Here is a 17,569-nt window from a genome sequence, read left to right as displayed (position 1 = left end):
AAAATTCAAGATTGTTGAGCTCAGATGAACTAAATATATCGTCATTTCGATTCGCAGGGCAGTGGAATGCCTGTCCAATAAAGGCGTTGAGAAATTTTTAATTTTGCAAAAATTAATATAATATCATCCGTGATCTGTGAAGATTACAGACCACGGAGAATACATTTATAAGATAAATTTAAATATACCTGTTAATTAGGTTTTCGAGATATTCCTGCTTTCCGCTGCGAACCTCTGGTTCGCCATTTTCTGCAGCATAATTCCTTAAATCTTCTAAACTTAGTTTTCCCTGTTCAAATTCGGCACCTTTTCCGCTATCAAATGAAGCATAACGGTCGGCCCTTACTTTTTTGTAATCAGATTTTTGAAGAATGGCATCTGCAGTCACTAATGCTCTTGCGAAGATATCCATTCCACCTACATGCGCATAGAATAGGTCTTTCTGATCAGTAGAGTTACGGCGGATTTTCGCGTCGAAGTTTACACCTCCACCCTGTAAGCCACCACCTTCTAAAATGATTAACATGGTTTCGGTTAGTTCATTAATGTCGTTCGGGAACTGATCGGTATCCCAGCCATTTTGATAATCGCCACGGTTTGCATCGATAGAACCTAACAGGCCATTATCTACCGCAACCTGTAATTCATGTTGGAAAGTATGACCTGCCAGTGTTGCATGGTTTACTTCTAAATTTAGTTTAAAGTCAGCCAACAGATCATATTGTTGTAAAAAGCCTTTTACTGTTGCCGCGTCGTAATCATATTGGTGTTTAGAAGGCTCGCATGGTTTCGGTTCAATAAAGAATGTTCCTTTAAAGCCCTGTTTGCGTGCATAATCTTTAGCGGCGTGTAAGAATTTAGCCAGGTGCTCCTGCTCACGTTTCATGTTGGTATTTAATAAGCTCATATAGCCTTCTCTTCCTCCCCAGAAAACATAATTTTCGCCACCAAGAGCAATAGTTGCATCTAAAGCTGCTTTAACCTGGGCAGCTCCGTGTGCCAGCACATGAAAATCAGGATTGGTAGATGCACCATTCATGTAACGCTTATGGCTAAATAAATTGGCTGTTCCCCATAATAGTTTTACACCGCTATCTGCTTGTTTTTGCTTTGCATATTCAACAAGGGCTTGTAATCTGCGTTCGTTTTCAGCAATATCGTCGCTATAATCTACCACATCTACATCATGGAAACAATAATATGGGATCTGCATTTTCGTGATAAATTCAAAGGCTGCATCCATTTTATCTTTTGCCCTTTCTACAGCATCTTTCTTTTCATCCCATGGGAAAATGTGCGTTGCTCCTCCAAATGGATCAGCACCATTACCGTTGAATGAATGCCAGTAAGCACAAGCAAACTTAAAATGCTCGCTCATGGTTTTGCCTGCTACTACTTTGTTGGCGTCGTACCATCTAAATGCTAGTGGATTATCACTTTCCAGACCTTCAAACTTGATCTGCTCAATGCCTTTAAAAAATTCTGTTGCTCCTGTTACTACTTTTGTCATGTTTTTTGTTTTTGATTCTTGGTTTGTTGGTTCATAGTTGATAGCCGATGGCTGTGAACCATTAACCAATTGCTAATTGTTTTTCTAATATTTTTTTCCAATCCTGATAGATTGCTTCATATTCAGCTGAATGTTGTGGTATTAAAGTCTTAATTACTTCGTGGTTGCTAAAAGCTTCCTCTGCACTTTTAAAAATTTTGGCGCCTATACCCGCACCTAAGGCTGCGCCTACACTACCATCGTTTTCGTAAAGTTCAACCGCAATGCCCGTAACATCTACAAAAGTTTGTGCAAATACATCGCTTAAAAACAGGTTGGCCCTTCCGGCCCGGATGACTTTAGGCTGCATGCCATTTTCCCGCATGATATCCAATCCATAACGGAAAGAGAAGGCTATCCCCTCTTGTATGGCCCTGAAGATATCTGATTGATTGTGGAGGTTTAAATCTATGCCCAATAACTCTGCGCCTGTATATTGGTTGTTTAACATCCGTTCTGCGCCGTTTCCAAAGGGAAGTACTTTTAAACCGTTACTACCTATTGACGCTTTCGACGCCAGGATATTCAGGTCTGCATAAGTAGACTGTGGCGCGAAATTATGTTTTGCCCAGCGGTACATGCTGCCTGTACCATTAATACAAAGTAAAACCCCGGTATGCTTTTTTTCTGATGAATAGGTTACGTGCGCAAAAGTATTCACTCTCGATTGTTTATCATAAGTAGGCCCATCGCTTACGCCGTAAATTACTCCAGATGTTCCGGCTGTGGCCGCAACTTCCCCAGGTTTTAATACATTTAGAGAAAGCGCATTGTTCGGCTGATCGCCTGATTTATAGGCAACGGGAATGCCAGCTGGTAAGTTCAAAGACTGGGCAATATCGGCTTTTAAATAGCCATGTTCCGAGAATAAGGGTTTTATGGTTGGGATGAGGTTGTCAGAAATGCCATAATACTCCATTACATCTTTAGAAATTTCGTGGTTTTCAAAATCCCAGAAAATGCCTTCAGAGAGAGCCGAAATAGATGTAGTAATTTCTCCGGTTAATTTCATGGCGATAAAATCGCCAGGGAGCATTATCTTATCAATGCGGCTATAGATGTCTGGCTCATTTGCTTTTACCCAGGCCAGTTTTGATGCCGTAAAGTTTCCGGGAGAGTTTAATAAATGTTTCAGGGATTTGTCATGCCCAATTGCCTCAAAAGCACTATTGCCCAGTTCAACAGCTCTGCTGTCGCACCAAATAATACTGTCACGTAGCACCTGCTGGTTTTTATCTACAACAACCAAGCCGTGCATTTGGTATGCAATACCAATAGATTTAATTTCTTTTGGATCAAAAAGACCTGTTGAATTTAATTTAAGGATGGCCTGTTGAACATTTTGCCACCAATCATCAGGTGATTGTTCTGCCCAGCCAGACTGTAAAGATTTGATGGCTGTTTCCTCCTCCGGATATTGAGCGGTGGCTATATTTTTCTGTGTAGTTACATCAACAATGGCAACTTTTATGGATGAGGTACCTAAATCAATCCCTAATAAATACATGCTTTTATCTAATTTTATTATTTGGTTATGCAAACGGTTGCATAAAGATAGTTGGAAAAATATAAAACGCAAATTTTTTATAAAATCTGTTGAATTAAATGCAATCGTTTGAATTGCGTTAATCTTTATTTTTGGAGTTAATGGCGAATTATTCAATAATTTATATTTTTACCATTAATACATTAATTATTTATGGAACAGATTACATGGAACGATTTCGAAAGGATAGAATTAAGGGTTGGGACCATTTTAGAGGCCTTCGAATTTCCTGAAGCCCGAAGACCGGCATATAAAGTAAAAGTAGATTTTGGCGAGTTTGGTATTAAAATGAGCAGTGCCCAGATTACCAAACACTATACATTGGAAGAATTGCCTGGAAAACAGATTGTTGGGGTGGTTAACTTTCCAAAAAAACAGATCGGTAAATTTATGTCAGAATTTTTAGTTACCGGTTTTGCTGATGAAAACGGCGATATCGTATTAACTACAGTGCAAAGTAAAGTGCCTAACGGCAGTAAACTTATCTAATGATTTGATACTTCCGAAGTTTTGGCGGCCCCTGCCCCCGGAAACTTCGGAAGTCTGCACGTAATTTATTCACTCATCAGTACAGATTCTTGTTCAATAGCCCTGATCCGATAGCCATCGGATGAAGTGGAAAGCGCACAAACGAGGCGCGAGTGTGTAATGGAACATAAAGCAGGACTGAGGCAGCCAATAAGCACTGACACTGCGCTCCAAAACAAAAGCGAATTTTTAGCTTAGACTTTAGAAGTTTTGCCCGATCTATCCCTTTGGAAATTTCGGAAGTCTTCTTGGCCATTATTACCCTATATTTGCCACATGAGTTTTTACAATTTCGAAAATACCGATCCGGAGGAAGAAGACATTCATTATATGAAACTGGCTCTGGAAGAAGCCAAAAAAGCTTTAGCTGAAGATGAAATTCCGATCGGGGCCATTGTGGTCAGTAAAAACAGGATTATTGGCCGCGGATACAATTTGACAGAGCGTTTTAACGATGTTACTGCCCATGCCGAAATGCAGGCTTTTACCTCAGCAGCCCAAACCATCGGTGGGAAATATTTACGGGATTGTACCTTATATGTAACCATCGAGCCTTGCGTAATGTGTGCCGGGGCAAGTTACTGGACACAGATTGGCCGCATTGTGTATGGTGCCAGAGAAGAAAAAAGAGGATTTATCTCCAAAAATGCAAGCCTGCTGCACCCTAAAACTGTGCTAAAAGGAGGCGTAATGGCTGAGGAGTGCGGAGTACTCATGAAGGACTTCTTTGCGAAGAAGAGGTAAATTGAGTTGATGGTCCATAGTAGTTCATGGCCTAATAGGAGGCTGTCTCATAAATGTAGGATTGTCATCCTGAGATATAATTTATTGGATAAAAATCAATATGAATGACAGGTAATTTTATAAAAATAAATCTCCCCGAGGGATCGTCATTGCGAGAAGGCTTTTTCAGCCGACGAAGCAATCTTACAATGATCGATACTAGTCTGCGCATTAAGATTGCTTTGTTCCTCGCAATGACGGCTTTTTCTATCGGAGGCTGTCATGGTAGTGAGCTTGTACTGAGCGTAGTCGAAGTGAAGGACTTATTTTAAATGTTTTACAAGGTGTTTCGATATTTCGTCAAGCTCAATACAGGCCAAGCTCAACGCGAAAAATTCGATTAACCACAATTTTATGAGACAGCCTCTTCGTGAGATCCGCATTTGCAATCCACTTAAGATAAATGTTGATACAATCGCTTTTCTCATACAACCCGATTGCAAATCAGGACCATGGTAAATTATTCTCAAAACCTTGTAATATTAAAACCTTCAGCATTACAACATTAACCCAGAAAACGATTTGATGATAATAACATGAACAAATCTTAACGTTCTAATGTTATATTTGCTACAAGAAACATTTTTAAATCTTTAAACATAAAACATTATGGCTTTTGAATTACCTGCGTTACATTACGCAACCGATGCATTAGAACCGCATATTGATAAAACTACCATGGAAATCCACCATGATAAACACCATCAGGCTTATGTTACCAATTTAAACAAAGCGTTAGAAGGTAAACCAGAGGCGACTTCAAGTATCGAGGAAATTGTAAAACACATTTCAAAATTCCCTGCTGCTGTTAGAAACAATGGTGGTGGTCACTATAACCACTCTTTATTCTGGAACATTTTAGGCCCAAATAAAGGTGGTGAGCCAACTGGCGATTTAGCTAAAGCAATTAACGAAACTTTCGGTTCGTTTGCTGATCTTAAAACTAAATTACAAGAAGCTGGTGCTACCCGTTTTGGTTCTGGTTGGGCCTGGTTATCGGTAGGTGCTGATAAAAAACTTCAGGTTTCTTCTACACCAAACCAGGATAATCCTTTAATGGATGTTGCTGAAGTAAAAGGAACACCAATTTTAGGTATCGATGTTTGGGAACACGCATATTACTTAAAATACCAGAACAAACGCCCTGATTATTTAGCGGCAATCTGGAATGTAATTAACTGGGATGCTGTTGCTGAGCTTTATAAAAAGGCTTTGTAAGCTAAACCTTTCATAAAATTTAAGAGAAGTCCCGGTGCAAATCGGGACTTTCTTGTTTTAAGATAATTAAGTAACTTCGCAGATATAAAATATTCGGAATGAAAAGGCTTGTAATTTTATTTTTAATTATTGTTGGTGTAAATGGACTAGTGCGTGCACAACAGAATAAAGTACCTACTCCAGGGGAAATTGCACAGAAGAATGTGGAGGATCTGGATAAACGGTTAAAACTAAATGGCACGCAAAAAAGCGTAATCTACAGCTTTACTTATAACCAGGCAAAAGAACAGGCTGATTTAATCAAAAGACAACAGGCAGGCAACTCACGCGAGGAGGATGTAGATAAATTTTATAAACTTCAGAACGAAACCTCAAAAAATATCCGCAATGTTTTAAGGCCAGAGCAACAAACCGAATATGATAAAATCATTGAGGAGCGTTTAAGCGGTAAAGGCTTAAAAGGTAAAAACAAGAAAAAGAAAAAAGGTGAAGAGGAAGAAGTAGAGAGTGATATTAAAGGATTGCTGTCTGTACCTCCGGTAGAAAAACAAAATCAGTAGTATTTTTTTATCAAACTAGCTTTTGTAATCGATTAAACCAATAACAAATGCCAGAGATCATCTTAGGCACCATTGTACTCGGACTACTATTGTCGCCACAGTTGCTCGCAGGTTTTTTAGCAAAGCGAACAGGGCGCAATTTTTGGTTCTGGTTTTTTATTTCCTTTTTAATCCCTATTATTTCATTAATTATTTTAATCTTTTTAGAAGATAAAAATCCTGCTGCAGCAGGTTATAAACTGGCGGAGCATGTGGATAAAGATCGGGAGTTAGCTTAAGAGGTTTCGAAATCAATCAATTTACAGAATCAATCCTGTAAAGAATCGTCACCTCGACTGAAGCATAGCGCAATGGAGAGATCTATCTCTAAACAGATTTAGCTTCGCTGAGCACTACGTGGTTCTCGGCTACTTTGCACTCCGTGCGAAATGATGATAGCGGAGCAAGCTGCAAATTATATTCCAACAATATCTTTTTTCTTTTTCTGCTTCATCGCTTTTGGGATAATTTCTAAAATCTCATCTTTTAAAGCATTAAGCATCCGTTTTTTAATGAAGTTTTTATGTGTGACCAAGCTGATCTCGCGCACAGGTTCAGGCGATTTAAAATGACGTATTTTACTGGTCTGCTTGGCATTTAATTCTGCAATTGCCAACTCAGGGAGCAAGGTTGCACCACCGTTCAAATCGACCATCCTCACCAAAGTTTCTACACTACCGGTATTATATTCTAAACCCTGTAAACGGTTATTTTTTGTAGAACGGCAGATATTCAAAACCTGGTTACGCATACAATGGCCTTCGTTTAACAACCAGATATTTTCATCGTTCAGGTCTTCAGCATCAACCGCTTTCTTTTTGTACAGTTTACTGTTTTTGCTAATGTAGCTTACAAAATTTTCATAGTATAACGGAGTTTCTATAATGTTCGGGTCTGTAAGTGGTGTGGCTAAAATACCGCAATCCAGCACACCGGTTTTTAGGTGATGAATAATATCTTCTGTAGTGTATTCCCAGATTAATAGTTTTAACTCCGGGTATTTATCCAACATGGCCGAAATCACTTCAGGAAGAAGATACGGTGCAATGGTAGGGATCACACCAATTCTTAATTCGCCCAGAACATCTTGCTGCTGACTATTGATCAGCTCTTTAATTTTACCACTTTCTTGTAAAATAATTCTGGCCTGCGCAATAATCTGCGCACCAATTTCTGTCGGACTTACAGGCTGTTTGCTCCTGTCGAAAATTTTAACACTAATTAGTTCTTCCAATTTTTGTACCTGCATACTTAAGGTAGGCTGGGTTACAAAACATTTATCAGCAGCAGTTACAAAACTTCTATAAGTATCTACGGCAACAATATATTCTAGCTGAACTAAAGTCATATAGGTAAAATTGATTTATAATATCAAATATATCAATTTTATCTATAATAAGAAATGATCTGGGTGAATAAGAAATTAAAGGCTGATTTTCGGATAATTAGAGGATAAAATTCTTTGTTTATATGAGACGTTTAAACAAAAAGTTGAATAGAATATTTAGGCGCCATTGATTTAATTAGCGATAATCTAACCATCACTTACTTGCCAAACTAATTGGTTATATTAGCTTTATGAACAAAATCGCTTTACGCTTATTTCTTCTTGTAGTTTTTCTTCCGCTGGCCTTTGCAACAAATGCCCAGGGTCTATTTCCCAAATGGGCGCTAGGACCATTTATACGACCGGAAAATGTAAATCCTATTATTTCGCCAAAAACTGAAAGTCTTTTCTTCGACCCAATGAGCAAACAAAAAATTGCCTGGGAAGCGGGCGACGTATTTAATCCGGCAGCTGTCGGATACAAAAATAAAATATATGTACTTTATCGCGGAGAAGACCGCTCAGGTATTGGTATTGGCAAGCGTACCTCGAGAATAGGTATAGCGGAAAGTAGTGATGGCATTAAAATGAAAAGGAATCCGGAGCCTGTGCTCTATCCTGATGAAGACAATCAGAAAGCATCCGAATGGCCGGGTGGTTGCGAAGACCCGCGAATTGCGGTAACCGCAGAAGGATTGTATGTCATGCTGTATACCCAATGGAACCGGAATATATTCCGGTTGGCTGTAGCCACTTCCAAAGATTTGAAACACTGGACTAAACACGGTGCTGCGTTTAGTAAGGCCTATAATGGTAAATTTAAGGATCTAAAATGCAAATCTGGTTCTATTGTAACCAGGGTAGAAAATGGCAAACAGGTAATTGCCAAAATAAACAGCAAATATATGATGTATTGGGGCGAACGTTTCATGAATATTGCTACTTCAGCCGATCTTATCAACTGGGAGCCTGCTTTAAATGCAAAAGGTGATTTGGATTTAATTGTGAAACCCCGAAAAAATTATTTCGATAGCGACCTGACCGAATGTGGTCCACCAGCAATTGTTACCGATAAAGGTATTTTAGTTTTATACAACGGTAAAAACAGGGGCGATGCCGAAAGGGATACCAATTATGTAGCCAATACCTATTCGGCCGGGCAGGTGTTGTTCGATTTAAAAAATCCCTCAAAAGTAATAGCGCGGCTCGATCAACCCTTTTTCGTACCTACTGCACCTTTTGAAAAAAGCGGCCAATACCCGTCAGGCACGGTTTTTATTGAAGGGCTGGTTTATTTCAAAAAGAAATGGTTTTTATACTACGGCTGTGCCGATAGCCGGGTGGCAGTAGCCATTTATGATCCTGCTGCTAAAAAATAAGGCGTAAATAAAAAATGCGCAGGATGTTATACTGCGCACCATTGTAAAATTTATTTAGTACCGGCTTTCAAAATCCTGATAAGCCAGGGCAATACCTTCTTTAAGCTCAATTTTATGCTTCCATCCCAGGTTATGGAGTTTACTCACATCCATTAATTTACGCGGCGTGCCGTCTGGTTTGCTGGCATCGAACACCAATTCTCCATCAAAACCTAAAACATCTTTGATCAATAAAGCCAGGTCTTTGATGGTTACATCATGTCCGGTACCAATATTAATCAGATGTGGTTCGTTATAGTTTTGCATTAAGAAATAACAGGCATCTGCTAAATCGTCGGCGAATAAAAATTCGCGCATAGGTGACCCTGAACCCCAAACCACTACTTCTTTTTCATTGTTTGCTTTTGCTTCATGTACCTTACGGATCAAAGCTGGTAAAACATGCGAATTTTGAGGATGATAGTTATCATTAAAGCCATATAAATTTGTTGGCATTACCGAGATAAAATTACAGCCATATTGATCGCGATAAGCATCGCACATCTTAATCCCTGCAATTTTTGCAATCGCATAAGGTTCGTTGGTAGGTTCTAAAGTTCCGGTCAAAAGGTAATCTTCTTTTAATGGCTGCGGAGCCATTTTAGGGTAAATACAGCTTGAACCTAAAAACATCAGCTTCTTAACATTATTTAAATAGGCATTATGGATCACATTATTCTGAATGGCTAAGTTCTCGTAAAGAAAATCGGCCCTGTAAGTGTTGTTCGCTACAATGCCGCCAACTTTTGCTGCTGCAAGAAAAACATAATCCGGTTTTTCTTCAGCAAAGAAATCAGTAACCGCCTGCTGGTTGCGCAAATCCAGTTCATCTGAAGTTTTGGTAATAATATTTTCGTAACCTTCTTTTTGCAGTTTACGGTAAATGGCCGAACCCACCATACCACGATGACCTGCAACATATATTTTTGCGTTTTTTTCCACGGTAATTTTAATAAGCTGCAAAAATACAATTCATAAATAAGATTGCCATTAATCTTTATGGCAAAAGAAACTTCGGTTATTGATTTAATTGTATTTTTGCAGAAAAAAAACTTTTGGGTAAAGATAAACTTAGGCGTTTTGCAGAAATCGAAACATTTGCGAACGTATATCAATTAGAACAAGGAAAGGCCTTAAAAGGGAATTGGGCTTCAGCACATTTTAAAAATGCTAATCCGATTGTGCTCGAACTGGCATGTGGCAAAGGTGAATATTCGGTAAATCTGGCCAGGTTATTTCCGGATAAGAATTTCATCGGCATTGATTATAAAGGTAACCGCATTTGGCGCGGGGCCAAAACAGCTATTGAAGACGGGATCGATAATGTGGCTTTTTTAAGGATACAGATTGAAAATTTGTTGGATTACTTTAACGAAGGAGAAATTGATGAGATCTGGATTACCTTTCCTGATCCGCAACCACAGGATAGCCGTGAGAAAAAACGTTTAACTTTTCCCGCATTCTTAAACCGTTATAAAGTTGTTTTAAAACCGGGTGGTCATGTTAATTTGAAAACAGATAACGACCAACTGTATGCTTACACCTGCGAAAAGGTTGCAGAATTAAGTTTACCTGTGCACAAAAATACCAATCATTTATATACTTCAGATCTGGTTGATGAAGTATTGTCGATCAAAACCTATTACGAGAAAAAATACTTGTTACACGATAAGAATATTAATTATATTCAATTTTCTTTTGAATAATGGATACCAACTTTTACGAACAGGTTTATGAGATTGCCCGGTTAATTCCGAAGGGAAGGGTTACTTCCTATGGAGCTATCGCGAAAAGTTTGGGTGCAGCAAAATCATCAAGAATGGTGGGGCATGCCATGCTGTATGCCGGTACAGCTCACCCCAGGGTACCTGCTCACCGTGTAGTAAACAGCAGCGGACTGCTTACCGGAAAATTTCATTTTAAGCCCCCTGAATTAATGGAAGAGCTGTTGAGACAGGAAGGGGTTGAAGTGAAGAACGATAAGGTAATTAACTTTAAGAAGGTATTCTGGAATCCGCTGGAAGAAATCAACCTCGACTAAGTAAATTAATATGAACGTCATGCGCTCATTCAAAAAATCATTCTTTCAATAATTAATATACATGGGAAAGCTCGTAGAAGAATTTAATGGCTATCGTGAAAAAATGAACGATAGGATCATGGAAACGGCAAATACGAATATTAAACGTTTTTTTGCTCTTGATACAACCTCTTATGCCGATGGAGCTTTAGATATTAAAACGAAAGAAATGTTAGGCCTGGTAGCCTCGATGGTTTTGCGCTGTGATGACTGCATAAAATACCATTTAGGCAAATGTTTCGACGCGGGTGTAAACAGCGACGAAATGAACGAGATTTTTATGATTGCCAATCTTGTGGGCGGCAGTATTGTAATTCCGCATTACAGAAGAGCTGTTGAGTATTGGGATGAACTAAGTTTGGAGTCGGGAGTTTAGAGTTGGGAGTTTCCTTGCATGTCCCAGATTGGAGTTGCGAGTTTTTAGAGTGGGAATTCTTAAATCGACTAGATAATGCAATTGAATGTTCTTATATTTAGTTATGGGAACAATTAAGGATTTATTGGCTTATCAGAAAGGATTTAAACTTTCAATGGCGATATTTCATATCTCTAAAAGATTTCCATCAGGAGAAAAATATAGTTTAACGGATCAGATTAGAAGATGCTCGAGAAGTGTTTGTGCGAACTTGGCAGAAGCCTATAGAAAAAGAAAATATCCAAACCATTTCGTGAGTAAGCTCTCCGACGCAGACACCGAAAACGGTGAAACTCAAACTTGGCTAGAATTCGCTCTGGCCTGTAGCTACATTTCTGAGGCTGAATTTAATATGTTAAATAATCAGGCAGAGGAAGTCGCAAAGCTATTGGTATATATGATGAATAATCCGGAAAAGTTCCTGATCAAACAATCTTAATGCCTTGCTATGGCAACTCCTGGCTCCCAACCCTAAACTCCAAACTCACCCCTATGCCGACTCAATACTCCGAACCCCAAACTCCAAACTTAACCATACGCTGTAGCTGGGCTGGCACTGATCCGCTCTACATCAAATACCACGATGAAGAATGGGGGAAACCTGTTTATGATGATAAGATTTTATTCGAATTTTTAATACTGGAGGGTGCGCAGGCAGGTTTAAGCTGGATTACCATTCTCCGCAGGCGCGAAAATTATCGCAAAGCCTTTGCAGATTTTGATGTAAAAAAGGTAGCTGCTTTTACCGAAAAAGATGTAGAAAGGTTAATGAACGACGAAGGCATTATCCGCAACCGCTTAAAGGTGAATGGCGCCATTACCAATGCCAAACTATTTATCGAAATCCAGAAAGAATTTGGCAGTTTCTCTAAATACATGTGGAGTTTTGTTCCTGATGGCAAACCAATCCAAAATCACATCGAAAAAATGAGTGATGTTCCGCCACGAACAGAACTTTCTGATCAGATCAGCAAAGACATGAAAAAACGTGGTTTCAAATTTTTTGGCACCACCATCTGTTATGCGTATATGCAGGCAACTGGCATGGTGAACGACCACTTATTAAACTGCTGCGCCAGATAATGTTTGCTTCAGCTACAATACACACCGATAGATTTTTATTGAGACAATTTTGTTCTGACGATTTAGCATTTGTTTTTGAAGGATTATCCCATCTGGATGTGATCCACTATTATGGTGTGCGCTATGCAAGCCTGGAGGAAACCAATGAACAATTGATCTGGTTCAATGAGCTTCAAAATAATGAAACAGGTATTTGGTGGGCAATTTGTGATAAAGAAAGCCTTGTTTGCTTAGGTGCCATTGGACTAAATGATTTAAGTAAAACGGATCAAAAGGCTGAAATCGGTTTTTGGCTATTGCCCGAACATTGGGGAAAAGGCATCATTAAAGAAGTAGCAAATCCCATTTGTAATTATGCCTTTGAGAAATTAGGCTTAAGAAAAATCGAGGCTATTGTTGAAACTGAAAATGAAAACAGCAGAAAAGTGCTGCAAAAACTTGACTTTGACTATCACAAAACAATGGAGAACTGTGAAATTAAAAATGATAAGCTTATCAGTTTAGCCATATATGTAAAGCTAAAGCATGAAGATATTATTTAGACAATCCTGGAATCCTAAAAATCTATTATTAATCCTGGCGCTATTTCCTTGTTGCATTATATTCCTTAACCCATTCAATTACCTCTCTGCTATTAAAATCTGTTCCGGCTTCTACCTTGGCTTTTAAGGCAGGTTGGTCTCCCATTTTCTGCAACAGAATATTCTTCACCTCAATCTTTTTGCTGTCCTCGGTTATCGCTTTCATGGGTACTTCCTGTAAAGGTCCGGCGCCAGGTTTTTCAATAAAGTAGCGCACAACAGGTGCGCCTGCAGGTCTTTCAGGTGCTGCATTACGTCCGCCGCCGATGCTGATGCCTCCACCCATACCCATACCGCCATAGCCACCGGTTCCCGTTCCAATGCCAATTGAAGGCCTGAATTTCACCTTTTTCTCTTTCACCTGAGGAACCAGAGTGCCTCCGCCAAAGGAATAAAGGTTAACGGTTCCCATTTCAATTACTTTAACAAAACGATATTCGAAATTACGCCCATTTGCAAATCCTTTGCTCACAAAACTATCACCATTCCAGAAGAAATTTTTCACATCCTTTGCAGGCAAAATCACATCAGCCTCATCATTTGCGCTAATAAAAACCGAAAAATAATCGGTACCCTTAATCGTTCCGCGGATTACATCGTCGTTGCTTTTAACGATAAAATCCTGTCCATAAGTGGTAAACGCTATTGAAAAAAATAAGATAAAAAGGTTAAAAATCTTCATAAGTTAGCAATATCGGGATACAACGTAAATTATTTAAAAATAATATCCAAAAACAGTAATGATTGAAACGCTCTCTGCATTTTTGCATTTCTTAAAAAAGCCAAAACTTCTAAAACTCAGTAAAGATAATAAATCTCTTTGGAGAGATCTCTTATGGTTGCTCCTACTCGACTTAATATTTGCAGGTATTATAATGGGTATTTATTATATTCTGGTACATTTCAAAATTATCGATGAATACGTAGAAAAAATCGATGTCCTGAAAAAATTTGGCCTACTGGTAGCGTTATTGATCGGGTGTATTTTAGCTCCTCTATTAGAAGAATCTTTATTCAGGTGGCATTTAAGAGGAAAATATCTTCCTATATACTTTATATGCTTTACCTTAGCCCTGATATGTGATTATTTCATAAACAGCAATTTTCTCAAATTGCCAATTTATATTATTTTCTTTTTTATATCCCTCATTTTACGTGGATACTTTAAAAGAATGGATATCCGTAGAAGAATTGTTTTCCAACGTCAATCTTTCGGATATCTCTTTTACTATTCAGCTATAATATTCGGTTTAATCCATTTAACCAACATCAAAGACTTAACGCTGAGCGACCCGGCCTTTATTATATTTGTCATCTCACAATTCTTTGGTGGACTATCGCTGGGATATCTCCGAATTAAATATGGTTTAATCTACTCCATCTTATTTCATAGCCTTATTAATTTTATAATGATATTATTAGCGTTCTTTTTCAGTTAAATTGAATGTATATCTCTTCTAAACCTTTAACTTTGGTTAATTTATCACCAATAAGTACATTTAAACAGACTGTCGGTGTAATCATAAAATCGGTGTAATCACATGAATAAAAAACTCTTTCTCCTGGATGGTATGGCGCTAATGTACAGGGCGCATTTTGCATTAAGTAAAAATCCGCGTTTTACCTCAACGGGTATCAATACATCGGCAGTAATGGGCTTTACCAATACCTTATTAGATGTTTTGAAGAAAGAAAAACCAACACATATTGCGGTGGTTTTTGATACTGAAGCCCCAACAGAAAGGCATACCTCTTTTGAGGCCTATAAAGCACACCGTCAGGCGATGCCTGAGGATCTGGCTGCTGCAATGCCTTATGTAATTAAATTGATTACTGGTTTCAATATCCCCGTAATTACTTCTGATGGTTATGAGGCTGATGATATTATTGGTACGCTGGCCAAAAAAGCCGAAGCGAAAGGCTATCAGGTGTATTGTATGACACCGGATAAGGATTTTGCCCAACTGGTTTCTGAAAATATCTTCATCTATAAACCTGCCCGCATGGGTAACGATATGGAAATATTAGGTGTAAAAGAAGTATTGGCTAAATGGGAGATCGAAAATGTACTACAGGTAATCGATATTTTAGGTTTATGGGGCGATGCCGTGGATAATATTCCGGGTATCCCGGGGATTGGGGAGAAAACCGCTAAAGCCCTGATCAAGCAGTATGGCTCTATGGAGAATATTATTGCCAACTCCCATGAGCTAAAAGGAAAACAACGCGAAAACGTAGAAAACTTTGCAGAACAGGGATTAATCTCTAAAAAACTAGCGACAATTCTATTGGATGTTCCGGTTGAACTGGATGAAGCCAGCCTGGAACTTTGTGATCCAAGCCGCGACTTGTTGGAACCTTTATTTACAGAATTAGAATTCAGAACTTTAGGCCGCAGGGTATTTGGCGATGAATTTTCGGTTACCACGGCACGTTTTCAGGAAGGTACCCAAACCGATCTGTTCGGCAATCAATCGGGTGAAACCATACAATATACCAACACACTGGAAGAAGAACCGGTAGAAAAACTTCCTGCTAAAACCATCGAAAATACCGAACACGATTATCAGTTGCTTGATACCGCAGAAAAACGTGCAGATTTAATCAAACTCTTGCTTGCTGAAAAGCGGATTTCATTTGATACCGAAACCACGGGCACTGATGCCAACATGGCCGATTTAGTGGGCTTATCTTTTTCTATAAAACCAGGTACAGGTTATTATATCCCTGTTCCTGCAGAAAGGGAAGAAGCGCAGTTAATTGTTGATGAATTTAGACCGGTATTGGAAAATGAAGCGATTGAGAAAATCGGTCAGAATACCAAATACGATATTTTAGTGCTGAAGTGGTATGGCCTTGAAGTAAAAGGAAAACTTTTCGATACCATGCTGGCCCACTACTTAATCGATCCTGATACCCGCCATGGGATGGATGTGTTATCAGAAAACTACCTTGGTTATTCACCAATCTCGATTACTAAACTGATCGGTGCAAAAGGCAAAAACCAGGGTACCATGCGTGATGTTCCGGTAATTGATGTGGTTGATTATGCAGCTGAAGATGCTGATGTTACTTTACAGTTGGCGCATATTTTCGAACCAAAATTAAAAGAATTAAACGCTGCCAAGCTGGCCGAAGAAATTGAAAATCCTTTGGTTTATGTTTTGGCTGATATAGAAAAGGAAGGCGTTCGGATTGATATCGAAACTTTACAGGCCTATTCTAAAGAGCTTGAAACAGAAATTATCAAGTTTGAACAGAATGTATATGATAAAGCCGGAATTAAATTTAACCTCGCTTCACCGAAACAATTAGGAGAAGTTTTATTTGATAAACTTCAGCTTGATCCAAAAGCCAAAAAAACCAAAACAGGTCAATACCAGACCGGAGAAGACGTTTTAACGGCTTTAGCAAGCAAAAGTGATATTGTACAGGATATTTTAGATTTCCGCCAGTTACAGAAGCTTAAATCAACTTATGTTGATGCATTGCCACTAATGGTTAACCCTAAAACGGGCAGGGTACACACTTCTTACAATCAGGCTGTAGCCGCTACCGGCAGGTTGAGCTCTAACAATCCAAATTTACAAAACATTCCGATCCGTACCGAACGTGGCAGAGAGGTTCGTAAAGCCTTTATTGCTAGGGATGAAAATCACATCTTGTTATCTGCTGATTATTCGCAGATAGAATTGCGCATTATTGCCGAAATCAGTAAGGAAGAGAATATGCTTGATGCTTTTAACAAAGGGATCGATATTCACACGGCAACAGCAGCAAAAGTATATGGTGTAAGTATTGAAGAGGTAGATGGAACGCAGCGTAGAAATGCAAAAGCAGTTAACTTTGGCATCATTTACGGTCAATCGGCTTTTGGTTTATCGCAGAATTTAGGTATTCCGCGTAAGGAAGCAGCCGAAATTATAGAACAATACTTTGCGCAATACCCTGGTATTAAACGTTACATGAGCGATACCATGAATTTTGCCAGGGAAAATGGATTTGTAGAAACCATAATGGGTAGAAGACGCTATTTGAGAGACATTAACTCTGCTAACCAAACAGTAAGAGGTTTTGCAGAACGAAATGCGATTAACGCGCCTATACAGGGCTCTGCAGCGGATATGATCAAGATTGCCATGATCAACATCCACAAAGAGATGAAAGCACAAAATTTGCAATCAACCATGACGATGCAGGTGCATGATGAGTTGGTATTTGATGTACTGAGGTCTGAAAAAGAAGCGATGAAAGCCATTATTGAGGATAAAATGGCCAATGCCATTAAATTAACGGTACCAATTGTTGTAGAAATTGGTGAGGGCGATAACTGGCTGGCTGCGCATTAAAAATAAAAATATTCGTTATCTTCATTAAAACTTCATTCCGATTGATCAATTTTATATCAACAAATAACGAGTAAAACAAAAATCGAAAAAACA

The 17,569-nt window shown here is 38.8% G+C and carries 19 protein-coding genes; 14 read left to right on the top strand and 5 right to left on the bottom strand.

Annotated features, from left to right (window positions below; genetic code table 11):
• Positions 1-178: 178 nt before the first annotated feature.
• Positions 179-1,510, bottom strand: a complete 1,332-nt coding sequence (gene xylA / locus FFJ24_RS20400; RefSeq protein WP_138818995.1) for a xylose isomerase — start codon at positions 1,508-1,510, stop codon at positions 179-181.
• A 61-nt stretch (positions 1,511-1,571) separates the two neighbouring features.
• A complete protein-coding gene (locus tag FFJ24_RS20395) occupies positions 1,572-3,056 on the bottom strand; it encodes a xylulokinase (RefSeq protein WP_138818994.1) in 1,485 nt (494 codons plus the stop codon).
• A gap of 192 nt (positions 3,057-3,248) precedes the next feature.
• Here FFJ24_RS20395 and FFJ24_RS20390 point away from each other — a divergent pair, with 192 nt between their 5' ends.
• From FFJ24_RS20390 to FFJ24_RS20370, 5 genes are all read left to right on the top strand, one after another.
• Positions 3,249-3,584 (top strand): tRNA-binding protein, encoded by a 336-nt coding sequence (locus tag FFJ24_RS20390; protein ID WP_138818993.1) that lies wholly within the window; start codon positions 3,249-3,251, stop codon positions 3,582-3,584.
• Positions 3,585-3,899: 315 nt separating this feature from the next.
• The gene (locus FFJ24_RS20385; RefSeq protein WP_138818992.1) at positions 3,900-4,367 is read left to right on the top strand and encodes a nucleoside deaminase; all 468 of its coding nucleotides are present in this window, start codon (positions 3,900-3,902) and stop codon (positions 4,365-4,367) included.
• A gap of 648 nt (positions 4,368-5,015) precedes the next feature.
• On the top strand, positions 5,016-5,624 hold the full coding sequence (locus tag FFJ24_RS20380; protein ID WP_108201324.1) for a superoxide dismutase: 609 nt from the start codon (positions 5,016-5,018) through the stop codon (positions 5,622-5,624).
• 98 nt (positions 5,625-5,722) lie between these two features.
• Positions 5,723-6,184 carry a hypothetical protein gene (locus tag FFJ24_RS20375; RefSeq protein ID WP_138818991.1) on the top strand — a complete coding sequence of 154 codons (462 nt, stop codon included), beginning with the start codon at positions 5,723-5,725 and terminating at the stop codon, positions 6,182-6,184.
• Between the two features lie 47 nt (positions 6,185-6,231).
• Complete coding sequence (locus FFJ24_RS20370; protein ID WP_138818990.1) at positions 6,232-6,462, top strand: hypothetical protein; 231 nt, start codon at positions 6,232-6,234, stop codon at positions 6,460-6,462.
• A gap of 176 nt (positions 6,463-6,638) precedes the next feature.
• On the opposite strand, the gene FFJ24_RS20365 is transcribed toward FFJ24_RS20370, so the two are convergent.
• A complete protein-coding gene (locus FFJ24_RS20365) occupies positions 6,639-7,571 on the bottom strand; it encodes a hydrogen peroxide-inducible genes activator (RefSeq protein ID WP_138818989.1) in 933 nt (310 codons plus the stop codon).
• Positions 7,572-7,801: 230 nt separating this feature from the next.
• Between FFJ24_RS20365 and FFJ24_RS20360 the strand changes: the two genes are divergently transcribed.
• The gene (locus tag FFJ24_RS20360) at positions 7,802-8,929 is read left to right on the top strand and encodes a glycoside hydrolase family 130 protein (protein ID WP_138818988.1); all 1,128 of its coding nucleotides are present in this window, start codon (positions 7,802-7,804) and stop codon (positions 8,927-8,929) included.
• A gap of 54 nt (positions 8,930-8,983) precedes the next feature.
• Here FFJ24_RS20360 and FFJ24_RS20355 read toward each other — a convergent pair whose 3' ends face one another.
• Positions 8,984-9,910: a GDP-L-fucose synthase gene (locus tag FFJ24_RS20355; protein ID WP_138818987.1), complete on the bottom strand. Its 927-nt coding sequence runs from the start codon at positions 9,908-9,910 to the stop codon at positions 8,984-8,986.
• Positions 9,911-10,023: 113 nt separating this feature from the next.
• Between FFJ24_RS20355 and trmB the strand changes: the two genes are divergently transcribed.
• From trmB to FFJ24_RS20325, 6 genes are all read left to right on the top strand, one after another.
• Positions 10,024-10,674, top strand: coding sequence for a tRNA (guanosine(46)-N7)-methyltransferase TrmB (trmB, locus tag FFJ24_RS20350; RefSeq protein WP_138818986.1), 651 nt, complete (start codon positions 10,024-10,026; stop codon positions 10,672-10,674).
• Positions 10,674-11,009, top strand: coding sequence for an MGMT family protein (locus FFJ24_RS20345; RefSeq protein ID WP_138818985.1), 336 nt, complete (start codon positions 10,674-10,676; stop codon positions 11,007-11,009). The genes trmB and FFJ24_RS20345 overlap by 1 nt, the downstream gene beginning before the upstream one ends.
• 61 nt (positions 11,010-11,070) lie before the next feature.
• Complete coding sequence (locus FFJ24_RS20340) at positions 11,071-11,424, top strand: carboxymuconolactone decarboxylase family protein (RefSeq protein WP_138818984.1); 354 nt, start codon at positions 11,071-11,073, stop codon at positions 11,422-11,424.
• Between the two features lie 103 nt (positions 11,425-11,527).
• Positions 11,528-11,902, top strand: coding sequence for a four helix bundle protein (locus tag FFJ24_RS20335; protein WP_138818983.1), 375 nt, complete (start codon positions 11,528-11,530; stop codon positions 11,900-11,902).
• Positions 11,903-11,955: 53 nt separating this feature from the next.
• Positions 11,956-12,546: a DNA-3-methyladenine glycosylase I gene (locus FFJ24_RS20330; RefSeq protein WP_138818982.1), complete on the top strand. Its 591-nt coding sequence runs from the start codon at positions 11,956-11,958 to the stop codon at positions 12,544-12,546.
• Positions 12,546-13,088 carry a GNAT family N-acetyltransferase gene (locus FFJ24_RS20325; protein WP_138818981.1) on the top strand — a complete coding sequence of 181 codons (543 nt, stop codon included), beginning with the start codon at positions 12,546-12,548 and terminating at the stop codon, positions 13,086-13,088. Before FFJ24_RS20330 ends, FFJ24_RS20325 begins: the two co-directional genes overlap by 1 nt.
• 40 nt (positions 13,089-13,128) lie before the next feature.
• Here FFJ24_RS20325 and FFJ24_RS20320 read toward each other — a convergent pair whose 3' ends face one another.
• The gene (locus tag FFJ24_RS20320) at positions 13,129-13,809 is read right to left on the bottom strand and encodes a hypothetical protein (RefSeq protein WP_138818980.1); all 681 of its coding nucleotides are present in this window, start codon (positions 13,807-13,809) and stop codon (positions 13,129-13,131) included.
• 58 nt (positions 13,810-13,867) lie between these two features.
• On the opposite strand from FFJ24_RS20320, the gene FFJ24_RS26810 reads away from it, so the two are divergent.
• A complete protein-coding gene (locus tag FFJ24_RS26810; protein ID WP_138818979.1) occupies positions 13,868-14,566 on the top strand; it encodes a type II CAAX prenyl endopeptidase Rce1 family protein in 699 nt (232 codons plus the stop codon).
• Positions 14,567-14,668: 102 nt separating this feature from the next.
• Positions 14,669-17,476, top strand: a complete 2,808-nt coding sequence (polA, locus tag FFJ24_RS20310; RefSeq protein ID WP_138818978.1) for a DNA polymerase I — start codon at positions 14,669-14,671, stop codon at positions 17,474-17,476.
• Positions 17,477-17,569: the final 93 nt, after the last annotated feature.

The organism is Pedobacter sp. KBS0701 (assembly GCF_005938645.2).
Taxonomy (GTDB): domain Bacteria; phylum Bacteroidota; class Bacteroidia; order Sphingobacteriales; family Sphingobacteriaceae; genus Pedobacter.
This window is presented reverse-complemented; position numbering and strand designations above follow the sequence as displayed.